Source organism: Paenibacillus sp. FSL R7-0272 (assembly GCF_037969905.1).
Lineage (GTDB): Bacteria > Bacillota > Bacilli > Paenibacillales > Paenibacillaceae > Paenibacillus > Paenibacillus polysaccharolyticus.
Map to the genome: position 1 here is coordinate 1992634 of NZ_CP150221.1, position 19829 is coordinate 2012462.

The window sequence follows — 19829 nt, forward strand, 5'->3', positions numbered from 1 at the left end:
TTTTACATTTAACATACATATGAGCATTACCCGGCTGAAAGGACAGAGTGAGTGGAGCACATACATGGCACGTACAATCTACAACTTGTTATTTTATCCTATTTCATTGCGTCGTTAGCCTCTTATGCAGCACTTGATCTTACAGGCCGTGTATCTTTGACGAGTGGAAAGGCGCGTCACTGGTGGGTTGCTTGCGGGGCAATCTCTATGGGACTGGGTATCTGGTCGATGCACTTTGTTGGCATGATCGCTTTTGTGCTTCCTACGCACGTTTCCTATTCCATGGATAAGGTGATCTTGTCCGTTTTGTTAGCTATTATCGCGTCGGGGGTAGCATTGGAATTTGCAGGTCGCCCGTCCAACCGGATTAGCAAACTTGTGTTTGCCGGATTGTTGCTGACTGCAGGCATCACCTCTATGCATTATGTGGGCATGGCAGCGATGTCCATTCCGATTACGTACAAGCCGGGCCTTGTGGTGTTATCCGTTCTGATCGCGGCACTGGCTTCCTATGCAGCGCTGTGGCTGATGTTTTTTTTCAATCGTCCGGAATCTAAACATCATTGGGTCTATAAAATAGGCAGTGGACTCATTATGGGTTTGGCCATTACAGGCATGCACTACACCGGAATGGCAGCAGCTCAATTTCATCAAGTGCAAGTCATCCCTGAGAGTCTGAGCAGACAGGTGGAGTCGGAGGTTCTTGCTTACCTTATTGCGGCGGGAACGATTGTGGCCATTGGTCTCACGTTATTCGGTAATTTTATCAATCAACGGATGATTCAGAAAGATCAACGTATTCATGAAAATGAACAGTGGTATCATGCCCTGTACCATAATCATTCGGATGCCATCGTTTCCGTAGATCGCGAAGGTATCATTAAAGGCATTAACGCTGTAGTCACTACAATTACTGGATATCCTGAAAAGAGGGTGATTGACCGCCCGATTAACCAGATTATTGAGCAGATCAGTGTACAGTGTTCGAGTAAGGATAACGCTCACACGTGGGACAACCAGGAATTGCAACAGCGGCATTACATGGCCAAAATGAGAAATACACAAAATGAACTCCTTGATCTGAGTATTGCGGTCATTCCAGTCATCATTGATGACACCCATGTTGGGAGCCATATCTTGATTAAAGATATTACAGAAGAGACCCAGGCACAGCAAAATATTCGGCATCAGGCTCTGCATGATCCACTTACAGGGTTGCCTAACCGACGCAAGTTGGATGAAGTGCTGGCTACTACGATAAATGTCTGTGAACAACAAAAACAGCATAAGTTTGCTGTAATGGTCATGGACATAGACCGGTTTAAGATGATTAATGACTCTCTGGGGCACTCCATCGGGGATGTGTTTCTGAAAGAAGTGAGCAACCGGATTATAACCGTAATTGAAGCTTCTCATCCTCAGGCAACCTCTAATGTTACGCTAGCCCGAATGGGCGGGGATGAGTTTACCATGGTAGTCACAGGAGAACAAGCGGATGAGAAACAGGTGGTTCGACTTGCAGAAGAAATTGTGGAAGCGATTAAGCAACCTTATCGTTTGAAGGAAAATGATTTTTACGTTACAGCCAGTATCGGTATTGCCATGTACCCTGAACATGGGGTTGGAACGGATGCTTTGATTAAACATGCCGACTCCGCCATGTATGAGGTGAAGAAAAATGGCAAGAACGGTTACCAGTTCTATACGGCTCAGCTCGACTCTGAACTATATGAACGGATTGAGCTCGAAGGTTATCTAAGGAAAGCACTGGAGCGTAATGAGATGGTGCTGTACTATCAGCCGCAGATTCGTACGCTGGACAGCCGAATGATCGGGGTAGAGGCTCTGATTCGCTGGCAACACCCGCTTAAAGGGCTGCTTGCACCCGATGTATTTATCCCTCTGGCCGAGGAGACCGGCATGATCTACGATATTGGTAACTGGACGATTCGTGAAGCCTGTAGACAGATGAAGCTGTGGCACGCTAGCGGCGGGCCACTCATCCCGGTGTCTGTGAACTTGTCCAGCCAGCAGTTTCACCAGTCCAACCTGGTGGAGCAGGTGCAGAATGCTTTAACTGAGACAGGTCTGGAAGCCAAATATCTGGAACTGGAAATCACAGAGAGCATGATGATGGATGCAGCGGTATCCACGGCGATTCTAAACGAGCTATCCGCTCTGGGTGTGAAGATCAGTCTGGACGACTTTGGCACGGGATACAGTTCACTGAGTTATCTGAAGCATTTTCCGATCCACAAACTCAAGATCGACCGTTCGTTTGTCACGGATATCACCGAAAGCCATAGCGATCAAGCGATCGTAGCCACAATTATCTCGATGGCCCAGAATCTTAAGATGGAAGTGATTGCAGAAGGGATCGAGACCAAAGGCCAGCTCGATATTTTGATGCAAAATGACTGTCGGGAGATCCAGGGTTACTACTTCAGCAGGCCACTACCCGCCAATGAAGTGGAAAATAATTTCTTTGTACCCCTGCGTTTGCTGGGGGAACGTAACACGGTGTTTCATTCGGTATAAACGGCCAAGAGGCAAGTTCCTGAGTAGTATCTGGAACTTGCCTCTTTTTTGGTTTTTCATGATATATTCGAACTTCGTCACTCCCGCCTATAAAAACTTGCGATGGTGCTTTTTGCCGTCATAAGTGAACCAGATCGGTTTATCTTCCACACGGGTCTCTACATGCACTGTGCGTCCCCAGAGACGGTACAGATACGGAAGCGTGCGCTCCATGTATTTCAGATCCAACTCGATGCCCTCATACTGATGTTTCAATACGAGTTCGCCTGTACGCAGATAGTCTGCATCCTGTACGACTAGATACGGAGAGCCGCCGTTAATGCGGGAAAATACAAGCTGGTCGCGGATGTTTTCCCAAGACTTGTCGGTAATTTTCCAGTCGGGTCCTTTTTTCTCAAACACGTAGAGGTCGAGGTCCTCGGTTAACTTTTTGGTCATGTAGTTACGGATGAACGAGGTATCGGAGTCGAACTCGCGCACTTCGAACATTTTGGCCCGGCCTTGCCCAGGCTGACGTCCCCAACGTTCCTGTTCCTCGCGTGTCGGATGATCCCAGCGCCGCTCGATATCTTCAAAGATTTTCAGTCCCAGGTAATATGGATTCAAACTCTGCTTGGACGGCTGCACAACGGAAGAATTCAGCTTGGCAAATTCGATGGTATCCTCACTGCTCAGATCGAGTTCGCGTATAATACGTTGATGCCAGTACGAAGCCCAGCCTTCGTTCATGATTTTCGTTTCCATCTGAGGCCAGAAATAGAGCATTTCCTCACGCATCATACTCATAATATCCCGTTGCCAATCGGTGAGCACCTCGGAGAACTCTTGAATAAACCACATAATATCCTTCTCCGGTTCGGGTGGAAAATGGTGCACCTGCAAACTGTCCGTGGACTTTTCCTCAGTTTGCAGATTGTCGAGCGACCACAGGTCGTCATATTGACCTTCCGGTTTAGGAGCTTTATCACCACGCTGTTCGCGAATTTTCATCTCCATATAACGCTGTTTGTCTAGGTGCCGCGGTTTAATGAGCTGTGGGTCCACATGTTCTTGAATGGCAATTACCGCATCGATGAAGGCTTCAACCGCCTCTGTGCCATATTCCATCTCATAATTGCTGATCCGATCTGCCGTAGCTGCCATACTCTCGACCATATTGCGGTTGGATTTGGAGAAGCGGGCATTGTTTTTGAAAAAGTCGCAGTGTGCGAGCACGTGGGCGACGATTAATTTATTCTGAATCAAAGAGTTGCCATCCAGCAGAAAGGCGTAGCAAGGGTTGGAGTTAATAACGAGTTCATAAATTTTGCTCAGGCCAAAATCATATTGCATTTTCATCTTGTGAAACGTTTTGCCAAAGCTCCAGTGGCTGAACCTTGTTGGCATGCCGTAAGCACCAAAGGTGTAGATGATATCCGACGGGCAGATCTCGTAGCGCATCGGGTAATAGTCGAGGCCGAATCCATCGGCAATCTCCATAATTTCAGCAATCGCGTATTCCAGTTCGCGGATTTCATCGGTCATCCCAGGCTGCCTCCTTCTCTTTTTTGAAAAAAGCTGCGCAGTGCTTTGTAGACTTCACCTTTTTCCTTGATGACGTAATACATAAACTGATCCATCTTAATATGGCGGTAAGCAGACATGAGTGTACTGCTGCGGTTATATTGGTTCACTTCACCGTAACCAAACATGTTGCTGCGCTTCATCAATTCCCCGATCAGCTTCACACAACGCTCATTATCCGAGGTCAGGTTATCTCCATCCGAGAAATGGAAGGGGTATATGTTGTAACTGTTAGGCGGGTAACGTTTATCGATAATATCCAGTGCCTTCATATATACAGAGGAGCAGATCGTACCGCCGCTCTCGCCACGAGTGAAAAATTCCTCTTCGGTCACTTCTTTGGCTTCCGTGTGGTGAGCCAGAAACACAATTTCGACTTTCTCATACTGACGACGAAGAAAACGCGTCATCCAGAAGAAAAAACTGCGGGCACAATATTTTTCAAATGATCCCATCGACCCGGATGTATCCATCATGGCGATGATGACGGCGTTGGACTGAGGGATGATTTTGTCTTCCCACGTCTTGTAGCGGAGATCATCCGGACTGATGTGATGAATGCCCGGATTGCCCGTGGTTGCATTGCGGCGCAGGTTCTCCAGTATGGTTCGTTTCTTATCGATGTTAGACTGCATGCCTTTTTTGCGAATATCGTTGAAGACCACGGTATGTGTCTCGATCAAATCTTTATCCTTTTGTTTCAGATCCGGCAATTCCAGTTCGGCAAAAAGAATATCTTCCAATTCCTCAATGCTGACCTCAGCTTCCACTATGTCATGACCTGGTTGATCGCCAGCTTTCTCGCCCTTGCCCGGCTTCTGGGACGCAGGATCACGGCCAATGACATCGCCAACCTGACTGTCACCGTCCCCCTGACCGACATGTTTTTGCTTTTGGTAGTTATACACGAAACGGTACTCATCCAGACTGCGAATGGGTACCTTGATGATTTGTTGTCCATCGGACATGATAATATTTTCTTCGGTGATCAGATCGGGCAGATTCTGCTTAATGACATCTTTCACCTTTTGCTGATGGCGCTGCTGGTCCTGGTACCCTTTGCGGTGAAGCGACCAATCTTCCCGGGATACGACGAACGAGTAAGGCTGGTGTGAATTTGACATGTAGGCACCCCCCATTGATTACGCGGCACAGTTTGGCCTGTCGGTAATTAAGTATATTCACGGGCGGGGACGATATGTGATGCGATCTCAACTAAAATGAATGAAATACGCTGCAATTGCCTTAGGATAGGCTGGAGCGAGGTACATGTTTAAATTTTACAAAAATCATGATCATATGTGATATCTTTCCTTTACAATAGAGAAAAAGGTCTGATTCTGAGCATCGAGCCCTGATGCATGTAAAGGAAGGATTAAGTGTGGATAAACGTGCAGTAAAAGCCTGGATTACGTATGACTGGGCCAATTCGGCTTATGCTACAACCGTGCTTGCGGCGGTGCTACCTGTATTCTATGCTTCTGTTGCTGCGGCAACATTGGATAAGGATACGGCAGCTTCTTACCTTGCTTATACACACTCTATTGGAATGTTGTGTGTGGCGCTGTTAACTCCGCTGCTAGGAACACTGGCTGATCTATCGGGACGAAAAGGGGACTTCCTGCGAGTTTTCGCGATAACAGGAATTGTGTCAACGCTGGGATTCAGCGTGATCGGAGAAGGAGACTGGTTGCTTGCGTCTACCCTGCTCGTGTTGTCTACGATTGGTTTTGCCGGGGGGAATACATTCTATGATGCCATGTTACCGGATTTAGTTCCTGTAGAACGAAGAGACATGGTGTCCTCCAAAGGTTATGCCTATGGTTATATCGGCGGGGGGTTACTGCTTGCAATCAATCTGTTAATGATTCAGCAACCGGGCTGGTTCGGCATGCCGAGTACACTTGCAGGTACGCGACTTGCATTCATTTCAGTTTCGATGTGGTGGCTACTGTTCTCCCTTCCCATCTTCCGCTATGCACCTAGAAGGCCAGCCTCGCCTGAGTTGCCTGCATCCGTAAAAGGTTATGCAAAGGTTGGCGTACGCAGATTACGGCAAACCTTCGGTCAGATCCGGCGTTTTCCGCAGTTGCTTCGGATGTTGGTCGCATTCTGGTTTTTCAATGACGGGATTAATACCATTATTCTGATGGCCACAATCTATGGAACAAGCATTGGCATTGGTACATCGGATTTGATGTTGGCGCTACTAATTACGCAATTCATCGGTTTCCCGTGTACACTGCTTCTAGGTGCTTGGGCGCAGCGGTGGGGAGCAAAGCAGGTGTTATTGGTAAGTTTAAGTATTTATATTTGTATCGTTATACTTGGCTACTTTATGACCCAAGCTCTGCACTTTTATGTGCTCGCAGGGTTGGTTGGCGTTGTGCAAGGGATTAGTCAATCGACGGCACGTTCCTTGTTTAGCAATCTGATGCCGGCTGCACGAACGGGTGAGTATTTTGGATTTGTTAACATTACAGGGAAGTTCGCTTCGATCTTTGGACCATTTGTATTTGGTTACGTGGGACAGATTACAGGTTCTACCCGCTGGGGCATTCTGTCACTGATCTTCTTTTTTGTAGCAGGCATTGCGGTATTATTAACCGTGAAGGTACAGAAAGGAATGCAGGATGCTCAGTCAGCCGACCAGGAAGAGTTGGAACGTATGCAAGGCCTAGGTATGGCTGGAAAAGGGAAGGATGTTACCTTTACCGGATAAGTTTAGTCTGGTTTCAATTGGTTAGGTTAGATTAGGTCAGCTTGGTTTAGATAAGATGGATATGGTCATTGTGTCGTATCGGTTATTGATTATCTCGGTCTCCGGATTCTGTTTATCTCATAACAGGAACTGGAGGCTTTTTTGCATTGTTGCGTACTTAGATCATTGGCAAGTGAATAAATTATGAAAAGGTGAAAATAAAAGATTGACATGATACATTTTGTATCATAGAGTAAAGGTATAAATACATATTGTATCTTAGAGTGTCGAAATTCCCTGTCATTTCCAAGGTAATGATCATCCGGTCGATCCGATCCCACGGCATAATTTTATAAATTTACAGAGGAGAGGCTGCCATTGATAGATACGCAAGGAAACGGACTTGTCTTTTTATTATGCATTCCCCGCAGTGGCAGTTCGTTATCTACCGTTATGCTGCAAAATCATAGTCGCATATTTGCCACGCAGGAGATGTGGTTTCTGATGAATCTCGTCGATTTGTCCAAAGCCGACTCTCGCGCTTACGGTGGCAGTTCCATCATCCGTCAATTTTATCAAGCGATGGTGTCCGAAGATATTTTCGAAAAGGCGTGCAGAAGCTTTGCTCTTGAAATATATAATGGATTTCTGGAAGGGAGCGGAGCAGACTTCATCGTTGATAAATCTCCGCGTTATTATTATATGCTTGAATGGCTGGATCGATTGTTTCCGCAGTCCAGACGCATTCATCTTCAGCGTAACCCCCTTTCTGTAGCGGCATCCTTTAAAAAAGTAAATCGCCATACCGGCGAAGGTTTTGATCTGATTCAGAGTCTGAATCATTCAAAACTCAATATGAAAGCCGTAGACCTGACACTTGGTCTAACTCGATTGAATAATTATTTTGCAGAGGCTCATCCTTTGGCCTACGAATTAAAATATGAACAGCTCGTTATGAAACCTCAGGAAGAACTGGAGAAGTTATGTGCTTTTCTAGGCATTACTTATGAACAAGGCATGGAGCGATATGGTCAGTTTGTGGATAGTACGAAATCTGACATGTTCTATAGTATGGGCGTCGGGGACCCCTTCCTCTCTTCACATCAGGAGGCACATCAAGATTCTGTTAACAACTGGAAAAACATACTCGAGCGGCAAGAAGTTGAACTGTATTGCCGTGTACTCGGTGCGAACCTGTTCCACCGGATGGGGTACAGTGAACAGCTACAAGAAGCTGAAGATTGGACGGGAGTCCAGTTTCAGGCAGAGCCGGATACGGAGGTATTGGAGCGGCTCAAGCAACAGCTAGTACTCGCAACGGAGTGTCGTTGGCAGCCAAATTACCGCATGGATGCGCCGATGAATGGAGCCAAGGATCGGTCTCCGATCCACAGCGGCAGTGAGGAGAAGGAAAGCGCCAAGATTGACACGTCACTAGCCGCTATGGCCACGATCAGACAATTGCAGGCAGCTCTTCGCGCAGCGGATCAGCGGCTGGAACGTGGGTATACGGAGCGGGAACGATTGAAGAAACAGCTACATGCTGCCCATAGCAAATTGCAGCGAATCAAATCATGGATACCATTTGGTCATCGAATTAGCGCATGGGCATCCCAGCGCAAGATCGTTCGGGGAGGAAAGTCATGAGCGCCATAGCCGGAATCGTACATACAGAAGGTCAGCAAGCACTATGGGAGGACAGCTGGCGGCTCTACGCAAGTCTTGGACATATCCCGGCAGATACAACGGGGGTATGGAAAGGGGATGAAGCGTTTCTTAGTTGCCATGCTCAGTGGATTACGCTGGAGTCCGTAAACGAGAAATTACCTCTCTATGATGAAGAAAGTCAATTGACCATTACTTCAGATGCCATTTTGGATAACCGTGAGCAACTGGCCGATCAGTTGCAGATTTCACGAGCAGAGCTGGCTGGACTGGCGGACAGCGAACTGATTCTCCGTGCATACCAGCGCTTTGGAGAAGATGTAGCTGGTCATCTACTAGGGGACTTTGTATTTGCGATCTGGGATGAACGCCGCCGCATGTTGTTTGCTGCGAGGGATATTACGGGCATGCGGGCATTTTATTACCGACATGACGGTTCGCGATTTGCCTTCTGTACGTTAATGAAGCCATTGCTTGAGCTTGGAGGGGTGCAGAAGGCACTTGACGAAAACTGGCTATCCGAATTTCTGGCCATCCCTGATATGCACGATTCGGCTGATATTCATTCCACGGTGTATCGCGGAGTGAACCAGTTGCCCTCTGCGCATACGCTGACGTTTCGAAACGGGAGGATCGAACTCAGGCAATATCATCGCTGGGATGATGTCGAACCGCTTCGACTCAAATCGGATGAAGACTATGTAGAAGCTTTTCGTGAGGTGTTTAGCCAAGCCGTAGGTTCGCGCTTACGAACGCATAGACAGGTTGCAGCGGCATTAAGTGGTGGACTGGATTCAGGAGCTGTTGCGGGTTTTGCTTCCGGAACGCTCCGGAGTCAGGGGAAGCAGCTACAAGCTTATAGCTACGTGCCTGTTCCGGATTTTACGGATTACACATCGAAAACGTTACTAGCAGACGAGCGACCATTTATTCGTTCCACCATTAATCACGTAGGCAATATCTCGGAGAACTATCTCGATTTTGAAGGACGCAGTCCGCTCAGTGAAGTGGATACGTGGCTGAACATGATGGAGATGCCTTATAAATACTTTGAAAATTCATTCTGGATCCGTGGATTTTATGAAAAAGCGAGTGAGCAGGATGCCGGTATTTTGCTGACAGGCGCACGTGGCAATTTTACGATCTCATGGGGACCTGCACTTGATTATTACGCTAGTCTACTGAAAAGTGGCCGATATTTCCGCTGGTTCCGTGAGATGCAACAGTACAGCGAACGAACAGGGATGGCATTCTCACGCATCGCCCGTATTACAGGCCGTAAAGCGTTCCCAGACTGGTTCAAAGGAAATAACAAGGGGACAGCTCAGCCTGCAGGAGCACAGCTGATTCATCCAGATTTGGCCCGGAGAACAGGCGTGCTGGAGCGACTTAAATCCATCCTTGTACTCCAGGGCGGAGCCCGAGCCGATGCACTACAGGTGCGAGCCGACAAGTTCAACAATCTAGCGATTGCAAATAAAAATGGGGCCGTCGCCACCAAATGTTCCCTTCGTTACCGCGCATGGGAACGCGATCCCACAAGTGATCCAAGAGTGATCCGATTTTGTCTCTCCGTACCGATTGAGCAATATGTAAGACAGGGAACGGATCGTTCCCTCATTCGCCGAGCTACATCACCGGAATTGCCGGACAAAGTGAGGCTTAATCAGCGTGTACGGGGCGTACAGCCTGCGGACTGGCTACACCGTATTTTGCCTGACTGGCAGACGTTTACCTCGGAACTGCAAACCTTGTGTTCTGACAGTCAGGTTGCCGGCATATTAAACACGGATCGGATTAAATCAGCTCTGGCTAATTTTCCAAGTCCCAGGCCCGAACTGGCATCCCATCCGGATTTGCGTTTGATGATGCACAGTTTAATTGTATACCGCTTTATTCAGAAGTTTTGATCCAAGGCAAACGTATACGCTCTTGAAAGGAGGTGAAAACGATGCAAAACGAAAAAAAGGAATGGCAAGCACCCGTTCTTGAAGTGTTGGATGTGAATGAAACGATGGCAGGGGTAGGATACAGACAAATCGACTGGATCACTGTTCACGATGCCGACATGTACGATCCAACGTCCTAATTTTGTAGTTTCCCCAGCTAGTTCATACTTAAAGGGCGGAAATGCAACCAATCCAGCTTTTTCGCCTCCGCCCTAATATTGAGCTTGTGAATATCAGGGCTTTTTTCATATCTATAAATGAAGGAGGCGCCTTTATTGTTGCCTTTGTACTATGAAGCTTATGGTTTACGCTGGTTGAGTCAGATTCCGATGCCTGAGTTGCAGCGCGCAACTCTGACTGCTGAAACGCAGCAGGATGTCGCTGATGTACAGATCGAGTCTTTTGATCTGGCAGGGTTATGGGAGAAATGGGATGTTGGTAGCGACAACTTTGTGGCGCGAGACGGTTGTCTTTTTTTCAGAATCGAAGATACGGGTCTTTTTTTCATGGAGCATGGCAAACGAATCGTTGTCTCTCAAGTATCTGGTGCCGATCCGAAAAAAGTCAGGCTGTTTATCCTCGGGACATGCATGTCCGTGATTATGATGCAGCGTGGTATTCTTCCTCTGCACGGAAGCGCAGTTGTGATTGATGGTTGGGCCTACGCGTTCGTTGGGCATTCTGGCGCGGGAAAGTCTACCTTGTCAGCGGCACTGGCCTCACGCGGATATCCTCTTCTCACCGATGATGTGGTTGCCTTGACCTGGGATGCTGGAGGCAGAGCGATCGTATCCCCCGGATATCCCCAGCAGAAATTATGGCAGCCTAGTCTGGAAGGCTTCGGAATGAAGCAGCAGGATTATGCAACGGTGCATGCTGAAATTACGAAATACGCCATACCGGTTCAGCACTATTTTCACGAGAGGGCTGTTCCACTTGGGGGAATCTACGAACTTGTACCTGAGCCGGACCAGGAATCTGGTTCTGTGTATTTGCAGGAGGTAAGTGGTCTGGAACGTCTGCACTTGCTCTGCTCTCATACCTTTCGCGGTGGACTGGTGAATCGCCAAGGACTCGCTCAATGGTTGTTTGAAACAGCTTCAAGACTTTCAGCCAGTGTGGAGATTAACAGAATTAGCAGAACGGGGCACCATTTTACAGCATTTGAAATGGTGGATCGGATCATTAATCATATACGCAAAGGAGTGCAGATAGAAATATGACAGCAATTACACCTATCGATGCGAATGACGTCGTAATCCAGAAGGATGGCAACTTGGTCAGTGATATGGGTGGCGAAAAGGTGATGATGAGCATCAGTTCCGGGAAATATTACAATCTGGGAAGTACAGGCGGACGAATCTGGGAACTGATTGCAGAAGAGAGAACGCTGAATGAATTGATTGAGACGCTTGCTACAGAATATGACATTCAGGCAGAACAATGCCGTGATCAGGTTGTGGCTTTTTTGGAACACCTCTCACGTGAAGGTTTAATCAACATTTCGCGCGGAGTGTAGGAACATGTTTCGTAAAGTGAAGTCCTATTTCTCGCTTCCAGGTACGATAAGGCGTTTGGTATGGGAAGCTTATATCCTGCTAGGATGGGCTAGAGTGCAAAAGACAAGGCCGTTTGCCAAAATTGCTCCGAGGCTTGGTACACCTATGATCGAAACACCTGTTACTGGATTGAATCGGACTCAAGTGGCGGAAATAAGAAACATATCGAAAGCCGTTATGATTGCTAGTAAATATACGTTTTGGGAAAGCCAATGTCTTGTTATGGCGATAGCTGCAATGAAAATGCTGGAACGGCGTAATATCGCGAGTACATTATATATGGGTACCGCAAGGAATAAGCAAGGACAACTGATGGCACACGCCTGGCTACGAAGTGGAAAACTGATCGTAACTGGAGCAGATACGATGGATCAATATACGGTCGTCGGCGTGTTTGGCAAACGATGTCCTGAGAAGGGATCTGGAGAGATTGTCTATGACGCATGAAACTGAACTGTATTCCACAGGGTTTCCGAAGGAGCTCAAGCTAATCTTGAGCCTGCTTAGAGATGATCTGGCAGATCTGACTTCCGAGGAGATCAAGGACCGACTGCACGAGATGGATTGGCCACTTTTTTTACAACTTGTGGTCCATCATCGTCTGTATTCTGTTATTTATATGAAATTAAAAATGCTGGATCTGCGGTTTATTCCCGAAGCAGTTTTAGGGAGTTTGAAACAGCAGTATACGATTAATACTTTCCGTATGTTACATTTAACAGCCGAGATGGAGCAAGTGTGTGGCGCATTTCGGGAGCGTGGCATTCGCACGATTACACTGAAAGGGCCTGCTCTGGCTCATGATTTGTACGGAGATGTGTCCATGCGGACTTCGAAAGACCTGGATATTTTAATTCCAGTTCAGAATGTGGAGGAAGCTGGGCGTATTCTTGTCAACCTTGGTTACCAGTGCAAAGAAGGGGAAAGGGCGCTTACTGTTCGTAGCTGGAAGTGGCGGGAGCATCATATCTGTTATGTTCATCCGGTCAAACGTACTCAAGTGGAGATCCATTGGCGGCTTAACCCTGATTCTGGCCGGGAAACGGAGTTTGAACTGTTGTGGAAACGAAGCCGATTCAGTTCGTACACCCAGACACCTGTACGTATGCTTGAAAGAGAGGATTTATGGGTTTATTTAGTGACGCATGGTGCAAGACACGGTTGGTTCAGACTGCGGTGGTTACTGGATATCGATCAGATGATTCGTTCGATGCCGCTCGATATGAAAAAGGTAGAGCGTCGTTTGAAAGCAGAAGGACGTCTAGCCATCGGTTCCCAGACATTACATCTCGTTTCGGATCTGTTGCATACCCCGCTGGGCGATCCGTATTTATCGATTATGGCTACGCGTGAGCGTATGGGAAAGCGACTGGCGAGAGAAGGCGCGCTGTTTATGAACGAAATGTTAGACAGTCCAGAAGAGCTACACAACTATTCAACTTATTTATTCTCTCTTCGTAGTACGAGGCAAAAATGGTTTTTCTTTATTGAGCGGTTATATCCAAGTACTTGGGATGTGCATCAATTCCCGCTACCACGTTCTCTGTTTTTTCTGTATTTTCCGTTACGTCCATTTCTCTGGTTCTGGCGGCGCTTCAAAAAAAGCACGATGGCAGAGAGGGGAAAGGTATGATCGCCGAGTTAAATTATTTCATGCGAAAACTGCATCATATTTCTGGGCCTATTTTATATTGGAATCTGCTAGCTATGATCTTGATTGGTTTAATGGAAGGAATCGGCATCTACATGCTTGTTCCTATGTTAAGTTTAATTGGTGTTTTTGAGATGGGCTCTTCTGGTATACATATCCCCTGGTTAACGGAGCTACTCCACCGATTCTCGGAAAATGGTCAATTGCTACTTGTTTTACTGGCTTTTGTATTTATCCTCTCAGGACAGGCATGGATGCAGCGTCTTCAGACGATTCGCAATACCCGTATTCAGCAGCAATTCATACGAACGCTGCGCCTGGAAACCTACAGTGCACTACTTCGGGCACGGTGGTCTTTTTTTCTCCAAAAACGAAAATCCGATTTCAACCATATATTAACCACAGAACTTGCCAGGGTAAGTCAGGGAACAAGTCTAGTCCTGCAGATGGCAGCCTCGCTGATTTTTACAGCGATTCAGATTGGGCTGGCTTTCTGGTTATCCGCAAAGCTCACAACGCTTGTACTTGTCAGTGGTTTGTTGTTATTTGTATTACTAAGAAAGTTTGTTAGGCGTGCCAAACAGATTGGAGATCAGACTTCCGAATTCTCGCAGAGCTACTACTACGGGATCACGGAGCATTTCAACGGAATTAAGGATATTAAGAGCAATATGCTGGAAAGTTCGCATATCCGCTGGTTTGATCGCATATGCAGCCAAATTGAACGTAATGTGGTGCAGTTTAGTCAGTTAAATACAGGTACACAGCTCATTCATCGGGTGTCAGCGGCGATAATCATTGCGGCGTTTATTTACCTTTCTTTACAGGTGATGTCGGTGCCACCAGCCAACCTGTTATTAATTATTTTGATTTTTTCACGATTATGGCCAAGGTTTACAGCGATTCAGTCTAATCTGGAGTACATCAGTTCAATGTTGCCGGCATTTCGGATCGTGAGAGAGTTGAAGGATCAAACGGAGAAGAACTGTGAGATCCGTGAATCGAGGAAAGAGACAGGTATTTCTGCTTCCCAGCCTATTGCTCCAATCGATCTGGTAAAAAGCATCGTGTGTGAGGATGTGGATTACCGTTATGAGGGAAGTGACACGTATGCATTAAAGAATGTGCAAGCATACATTCCTGCTCAAGGTATGACTGCTATTGTTGGGAAGTCGGGGGCTGGTAAAAGTACATTTGTTGATCTGATCATGGGTCTGGTGAAGCCTGAGAGTGGTCGTATCCTGATTGATGGAAAACCCTTGACTGAGGAACAGTTATTGAACTGGAGAAGTTCGATCGGGTATGTCTCACAAGATCCTTTTTTGTTCCATACCAGCATTCGTGAGAACTTACGTCTGGTTGATCCGGATGCAAGTGAAGAACAGATGTGGCGGGCACTCCAATTTTCTTCTTCCGCTTCATTCGTTCGCAAGCTTCCGCAAGGTCTGGATACCATTATAGGTGATCGTGGCATACGCCTGTCCGGTGGAGAGCGTCAGCGTCTTGTACTGGCTCGGACCATGCTTCGTAACCCTTCTGTACTGGTACTGGATGAAGCCACAAGTGCACTGGACAGTGAAAATGAACAGCATATCCATGAAGCGATCGAACGATTGAAGGGACATGTCACAATTATCGTCATTGCACATCGACTCTCCACGATCCGAACCGCAGACCGTGTCATTGTTTTGGAAGAAGGGCGGGTCATCCAAGAAGGCGGATATCAGCAATTATCTATGGATTCGTCAGGCACTTTCAGCAAACTGCTTCATATGCAAGCTGGTGCTGCTGTACAGTAAACCATAAATTGTATTCTTATTAACGAATTAAAGAGAAGCGGGTGTTACTAGAAAGAAATAGAATGTAAAAAGGCGTGCCGCAGAGGGACGCCTTTCATATCTTTATTATTTTCTTGAATTGAATTAATAAGTCAGGGATGAGTTGGTCTGTACAGGAAGATGTAAGGCACCGATTCGTTGCAGATGTTGTACAATTTCTTGGACAGCTTCCTCAATGTTGCATTGTTCGGTATCAATGACGAATGAAGGAGAGGTTGGGATATCGTAGGGAGCAGATATACCAGTAAAATGAGGGATTTCACCTTTGCGAGCTTTTTTGTAGAGTCCCTTGGGATCACGCCGTTCACATTCTTCAATAGAACAACGAACATAAACCTCGATGAAATCCTCCGGTTCAAACAGCTGCCTGACCATCTCCCGATCCTGTGCGTGGGGGGAAATAAATGCCGAAAGCACAAGCAGTCCCGCATCTACCATCAACTTGCTTACTTCTCCGATGCGACGCAGGTTTTCCTGCCGATCTGCAGCGGTGAAACCGAGATCCCGATTCAATCCATGCCGTACATTATCACCATCAAGCACATAACAGCGAACACCTTGTTCATGCAGGGTTCTCTCCAGTGCAAAGGCAATGGAGGATTTGCCCGCTCCGGATAAACCTGTAAACCATATCGTGCGACTGCGATGACCGTTGTTATTCTCCCGATCCTGTCGATTTAGACTCGATGCTTGCCAAGTAATATGACGATCTTCCTTCGACATGTTATCCCACCTCTTTTCAACTAATCCTATGTATAATATTTTAACATATTTGCTAGATTATAGACCATGAAAATTATCCGTCAAAGAAGCGTGAACCGTCTGTATATCGGGTATAGATGTTATACACAGAGAGCAGGAGGACAAGATCATGAGTGACAACATTCAAAATATTCAGGTAGGGTTCATATGCCCTGATTGCGGGCAGGAAGTGAACACCTATTTTGTGCAGCAACAAGTGAACACAGTTCGCTGCGAAGGCTGCAATCGGGCTTATACACTCATGAAACCGACGATCGGAGATGAAATTTTGCTGGATTGGGAGCAGGAGGCTCTATATCATAAATTACGTGCAGAACGCTCTGAAAAGGACAATCATAACATGTCAGCACTCATCATCAAAGTGATAGAGCTTCTAACCTGGAGGGATCAAGGGGACGGTCAGACTCGTGCAATCCAGACGGTAAAAGATTGGCTGGCTACCAGTGGTAAACCTCAGACTTTACTTGAGCTTTTCCATCAACCAACGCAGTCCTCACGCGAGAATAAACGGATATAACGCTAATGATTACATAATATAGACGCTCTTGCGGCATATTACCTGAAGGTGTTTGTGACCATTAAACAAACTGAAATTTCAGGGACAGGAGCGGATAACATGAAGCGAACGGTGCTATATCTGCTGCTCGGCTTGTTCACCATTAGCATGCTGGCATCGCAGGCAGAAGCATCTCCCATTAATGGAGCGTACCACTTTGGCTTTAAAAAAAGTCAGAATGGCGAACTGCCTTCCATTGATCAGGAAGGTTTCAAGTCTATTTTGGAGCATAATCATGCCATTTTTTTGGGGGATACCAAACAAAAGGAACTGTATCTGACTTTTGATAATGGGTATGAGAATGGGTTCACACCTGCAATACTGGATGTGTTGCGAGCGAAGAAGGTGCCGGCAGCTTTCTTTGTTACAGGACATTATTTGAAGGATCAGCCGGATCTTGTCAAACGAATGGCTGCCGAAGGGCACATTGTCGGGAACCATTCCTGGAGTCATCCGGACATGACTCGAATTTCCAATACACAAATTAAAGAGGAACTGGAAAAAGTGAAATCTGAAGTGCACCGTCTCACGGGGCAACAGGCTACATTTTTGCGGCCACCTCGCGGTATTTTCAACAATCGTACACTTGCTGAGAGTTATGCTCAGGGATATGTCAATGTGTTTTGGTCTGTAGCCTATAAGGATTGGGACACGAATGTACAGCGTGGTGCACAGTATGCTCATCAACAGGTGCTGAAACAGCTTCATCCGGGGGCTGTCATCTTGCTACATTCCGTTTCGAAAGACAATACGGAGGCACTTGGAGCAATCATTGATGAGGCACGCAAGCAAGGTTATGCATTCAAAAGTCTGGACGATCTGAAGACCAGAACCTATTAACGATCAAATCAAGCGGGCAAGACGAGCATGGATTAAGTTAGTTTTAGTTGAGGTCTGGGTATCAAAGAAAATAAGCTTATTTAGTTGTCATCCCCAACCAAATAAAGGACATGCCTAGCAATCTGCTGAGCATGCCCTTTATTTGTTGTTACCATTCGTCCTAATGAATCGTGTTATAGATTATGCCGGTCGTTTTGGGTCCGCAATGACTGCAAACGACGCAACCTGCCGTAGTTAATTCTACGCGTGCTCCGGTTTGCTCCTGCAGCGTCTTTTTCAGGTTTAACGCATCTTCCTCAGCCATAGTATGAACAACAATCACTAAATCCCGATCAATCTGTTCTTTATTGTTGAGTGTGTTTTGAAGCATCTGTTCCAGCGCCTTTTCTCGTTTACCGCGTACTTTGTAGGCGGGAGACATTTTACCATCGGTTACGCGAATAACGGGACGAATTTTAAGTAAGCTGCCAATCAGATTTTGCATACCGGAGCAGCGTCCGCCTTTATACAAGTACTCCAGAGTATCAATAACAAACTCTGTACGCACCGTTGGTTTCATGGCTTCAATCTGTTGCGTAATCTCGGCCAGCGTTTTTCCTTGTTCTGCTGCATGAACAGCTTTCATTACCATCAAGCCGATGCCAGAGGAGAGATTTTTGGAATCCACTACAGAGATGCGCCCCTCTGGAAATTCAGAACTGGCGAGCAGAGCGTTCTGATAGGTTGAAGAAAGCTCAGAAGATAAGGAGATGTAAAAAATATCTTCGCCTTGTTCTATGTAAGGTTGAAATGCGGTCATGAAATCAGCGGGTGAAGGTGCTGCTGTTTTGGGCAGAGAACCATGGCGACTTACGCGTTCGTACAATTGCTCTGGTTTGATCTCTTGTCCGTCCTTCAGGGATTCTTCACCAAACACCACATACAAAGGAATGATGCCGATTTCGTACTGCTGGATCCACTCCGGAGCCAGATCACTGGTGCTGTCCGCAAAAATTTTAATTCGTGGCATGTCAATCTCCTTTTGAATTCAAATATTTGGTCATTCATATGTTAAGTATAACGGGGCAAAGGTTAAGCCACCTAGCTTAATTATAAAGAACCGGGGCTCTCAAGGAAAGCATTACGTCAAGTATATACCGCCAAGTACAAGCACTGTGAAAAACAAAATAAGTAGTCCACTCAGAATCGTGCCAATAACGGCAAAGACTTTCTTGCGATTTTGGAGCGCTAATCCAATAATCCCAAGAATGAGGCCGATGAGATTAAAAACCAGGCAGACAAGAAAAGCCAAAGAACCTAGAACGAATGCCGGATGAATAGCGAGTTCTTCCCGGCTGATTGACGATCCGATGAGTTCAAAGGAGTTATTCAGTACAAGAGACATCAACACAAATGTTACGAGATGCCCTAGAAAACCAACCAGTCCAACAACAAAACTTGCGATCCCCGGCCCTGAATGTTTGAGAGGTATTGCGTTGATTTCTCCTGATTCTGGCGGGAGTGTATAGTCATCTGAGTTTGGTGCATTGTAATTATTCATTAGGGCACGCTACCTCCTTAAAAGATATCATGATTTGTACAGGATACTGAATGTTTATTACCCTGTATAGTGTCCAGCGATTCTAGATTAGATATGCATAAGGCATTTCTTTTACTTTAGAGCTTGAATTCGCTACAATATATGGAGTAATGGCGTTCGAAACGAATCAAGGGAGAGAGTGGATATGCAACGGAGATGGATGATGCTTGGAGCCATATTAACGATGCTGTCGGTGGCTATTGGTGCATTCGGTGCACATATGCTTAAGGACAAAATTGGTGCAAGTGCAATTGCTACCTACGAAACAGGGGTACAATACCACATGATTCATGCGCTTGCTTTGCTAATTGTAGGATTAACTGCTGGACAGCTAGGAGCATCAACGAAGCTGAAATGGGCAGCGCGTTTGCTGTTCGCGGGTATCATCATTTTTTCAGGAAGCCTCTATGTACTTAGCATCTCGGGTATCAAAATTTTAGGAGCGGTCACACCGATCGGTGGCGTAGCTTTTATTGTTGGCTGGCTGCTGTTTGCAATGGATGTCTGGCAACGGGGCAAGACCAGTCTGTAGCAGTCTTTGTTACAAGAATAATCGTATAAAAAAAGCAACCTGTGCCCGAATGTTTACCGCATTCCAGATCAGGTTGCTTTTTTTGTTTGAATCATT

The 19829-nt window shown here is 46.4% G+C and carries 18 protein-coding genes; 13 read left to right on the forward strand and 5 right to left on the reverse strand.

Annotated elements, in window-relative coordinates:
* The first annotated feature begins 51 nt into the window (after positions 1-51).
* Positions 52-2538, forward strand: coding sequence for a bifunctional diguanylate cyclase/phosphodiesterase (locus tag MKY23_RS08960; protein WP_154958228.1), 2487 nt, complete (start codon positions 52-54; stop codon positions 2536-2538).
* Positions 2539-2625: 87 nt separating this feature from the next.
* Here the strand turns inward: MKY23_RS08960 and MKY23_RS08965 are convergent, their stop codons facing one another.
* Both MKY23_RS08965 and yhbH read right to left on the reverse strand, forming a co-directional pair.
* Positions 2626-4062, reverse strand: a complete 1437-nt coding sequence (locus MKY23_RS08965; protein ID WP_154886817.1) for a SpoVR family protein — start codon at positions 4060-4062, stop codon at positions 2626-2628.
* Positions 4059-5225 (reverse strand): sporulation protein YhbH, encoded by a 1167-nt coding sequence (yhbH, locus tag MKY23_RS08970; protein WP_090919982.1) that lies wholly within the window; start codon positions 5223-5225, stop codon positions 4059-4061. Before yhbH ends, MKY23_RS08965 begins: the two co-directional genes overlap by 4 nt.
* A gap of 257 nt (positions 5226-5482) precedes the next feature.
* Here yhbH and MKY23_RS08975 point away from each other — a divergent pair, with 257 nt between their 5' ends.
* From MKY23_RS08975 to MKY23_RS09015, 9 genes are all read left to right on the forward strand, one after another.
* Entirely contained in the window at positions 5483-6823 is a 1341-nt protein-coding gene (locus MKY23_RS08975; protein WP_261764434.1) for an MFS transporter, read from the forward strand.
* A gap of 357 nt (positions 6824-7180) precedes the next feature.
* On the forward strand, positions 7181-8449 hold the full coding sequence (locus tag MKY23_RS08980; protein ID WP_154983026.1) for a sulfotransferase: 1269 nt from the start codon (positions 7181-7183) through the stop codon (positions 8447-8449).
* On the forward strand, positions 8446-10377 hold the full coding sequence (locus tag MKY23_RS08985; RefSeq protein ID WP_154983027.1) for an asparagine synthase-related protein: 1932 nt from the start codon (positions 8446-8448) through the stop codon (positions 10375-10377). The genes MKY23_RS08980 and MKY23_RS08985 overlap by 4 nt, the downstream gene beginning before the upstream one ends.
* A gap of 41 nt (positions 10378-10418) precedes the next feature.
* Entirely contained in the window at positions 10419-10556 is a 138-nt protein-coding gene (locus MKY23_RS08990) for a paeninodin family lasso peptide (RefSeq protein ID WP_123065008.1), read from the forward strand.
* Positions 10557-10691: 135 nt separating this feature from the next.
* Entirely contained in the window at positions 10692-11639 is a 948-nt protein-coding gene (locus MKY23_RS08995) for an aldolase (protein ID WP_253495839.1), read from the forward strand.
* Complete coding sequence (locus MKY23_RS09000) at positions 11636-11935, forward strand: lasso peptide biosynthesis PqqD family chaperone (protein WP_090919998.1); 300 nt, start codon at positions 11636-11638, stop codon at positions 11933-11935. The genes MKY23_RS08995 and MKY23_RS09000 overlap by 4 nt, the downstream gene beginning before the upstream one ends.
* Before the next feature lie 4 nt (positions 11936-11939).
* Complete coding sequence (locus MKY23_RS09005; protein WP_154958222.1) at positions 11940-12422, forward strand: lasso peptide biosynthesis B2 protein; 483 nt, start codon at positions 11940-11942, stop codon at positions 12420-12422.
* On the forward strand, positions 12412-13608 hold the full coding sequence (locus tag MKY23_RS09010; RefSeq protein ID WP_339837338.1) for a nucleotidyltransferase family protein: 1197 nt from the start codon (positions 12412-12414) through the stop codon (positions 13606-13608). Before MKY23_RS09005 ends, MKY23_RS09010 begins: the two co-directional genes overlap by 11 nt.
* A complete protein-coding gene (locus tag MKY23_RS09015; protein ID WP_339837341.1) occupies positions 13605-15425 on the forward strand; it encodes an ABC transporter ATP-binding protein in 1821 nt (606 codons plus the stop codon). The genes MKY23_RS09010 and MKY23_RS09015 overlap by 4 nt, the downstream gene beginning before the upstream one ends.
* A gap of 123 nt (positions 15426-15548) precedes the next feature.
* Here MKY23_RS09015 and cysC read toward each other — a convergent pair whose 3' ends face one another.
* Positions 15549-16187: an adenylyl-sulfate kinase gene (cysC, locus tag MKY23_RS09020; RefSeq protein WP_090920009.1), complete on the reverse strand. Its 639-nt coding sequence runs from the start codon at positions 16185-16187 to the stop codon at positions 15549-15551.
* A 148-nt stretch (positions 16188-16335) separates the two neighbouring features.
* Here cysC and MKY23_RS09025 point away from each other — a divergent pair, with 148 nt between their 5' ends.
* Positions 16336-16743 carry a hypothetical protein gene (locus MKY23_RS09025; RefSeq protein ID WP_090920012.1) on the forward strand — a complete coding sequence of 136 codons (408 nt, stop codon included), beginning with the start codon at positions 16336-16338 and terminating at the stop codon, positions 16741-16743.
* A gap of 99 nt (positions 16744-16842) precedes the next feature.
* Positions 16843-17622 carry a delta-lactam-biosynthetic de-N-acetylase gene (gene pdaA, locus MKY23_RS09030; RefSeq protein ID WP_090920015.1) on the forward strand — a complete coding sequence of 260 codons (780 nt, stop codon included), beginning with the start codon at positions 16843-16845 and terminating at the stop codon, positions 17620-17622.
* Between the two features lie 160 nt (positions 17623-17782).
* On the opposite strand, the gene MKY23_RS09035 is transcribed toward pdaA, so the two are convergent.
* Together MKY23_RS09035 and MKY23_RS09040 are read right to left on the reverse strand one after the other, a co-directional pair.
* Positions 17783-18631 carry a DegV family protein gene (locus MKY23_RS09035; RefSeq protein WP_154983031.1) on the reverse strand — a complete coding sequence of 283 codons (849 nt, stop codon included), beginning with the start codon at positions 18629-18631 and terminating at the stop codon, positions 17783-17785.
* A 111-nt stretch (positions 18632-18742) separates the two neighbouring features.
* Positions 18743-19162 (reverse strand): hypothetical protein, encoded by a 420-nt coding sequence (locus MKY23_RS09040; protein WP_339837347.1) that lies wholly within the window; start codon positions 19160-19162, stop codon positions 18743-18745.
* Positions 19163-19346: 184 nt separating this feature from the next.
* Here MKY23_RS09040 and MKY23_RS09045 point away from each other — a divergent pair, with 184 nt between their 5' ends.
* Positions 19347-19733, forward strand: a complete 387-nt coding sequence (locus tag MKY23_RS09045) for a DUF423 domain-containing protein (RefSeq protein ID WP_339837350.1) — start codon at positions 19347-19349, stop codon at positions 19731-19733.
* The last annotated feature ends 96 nt before the right edge of the window (positions 19734-19829 follow it).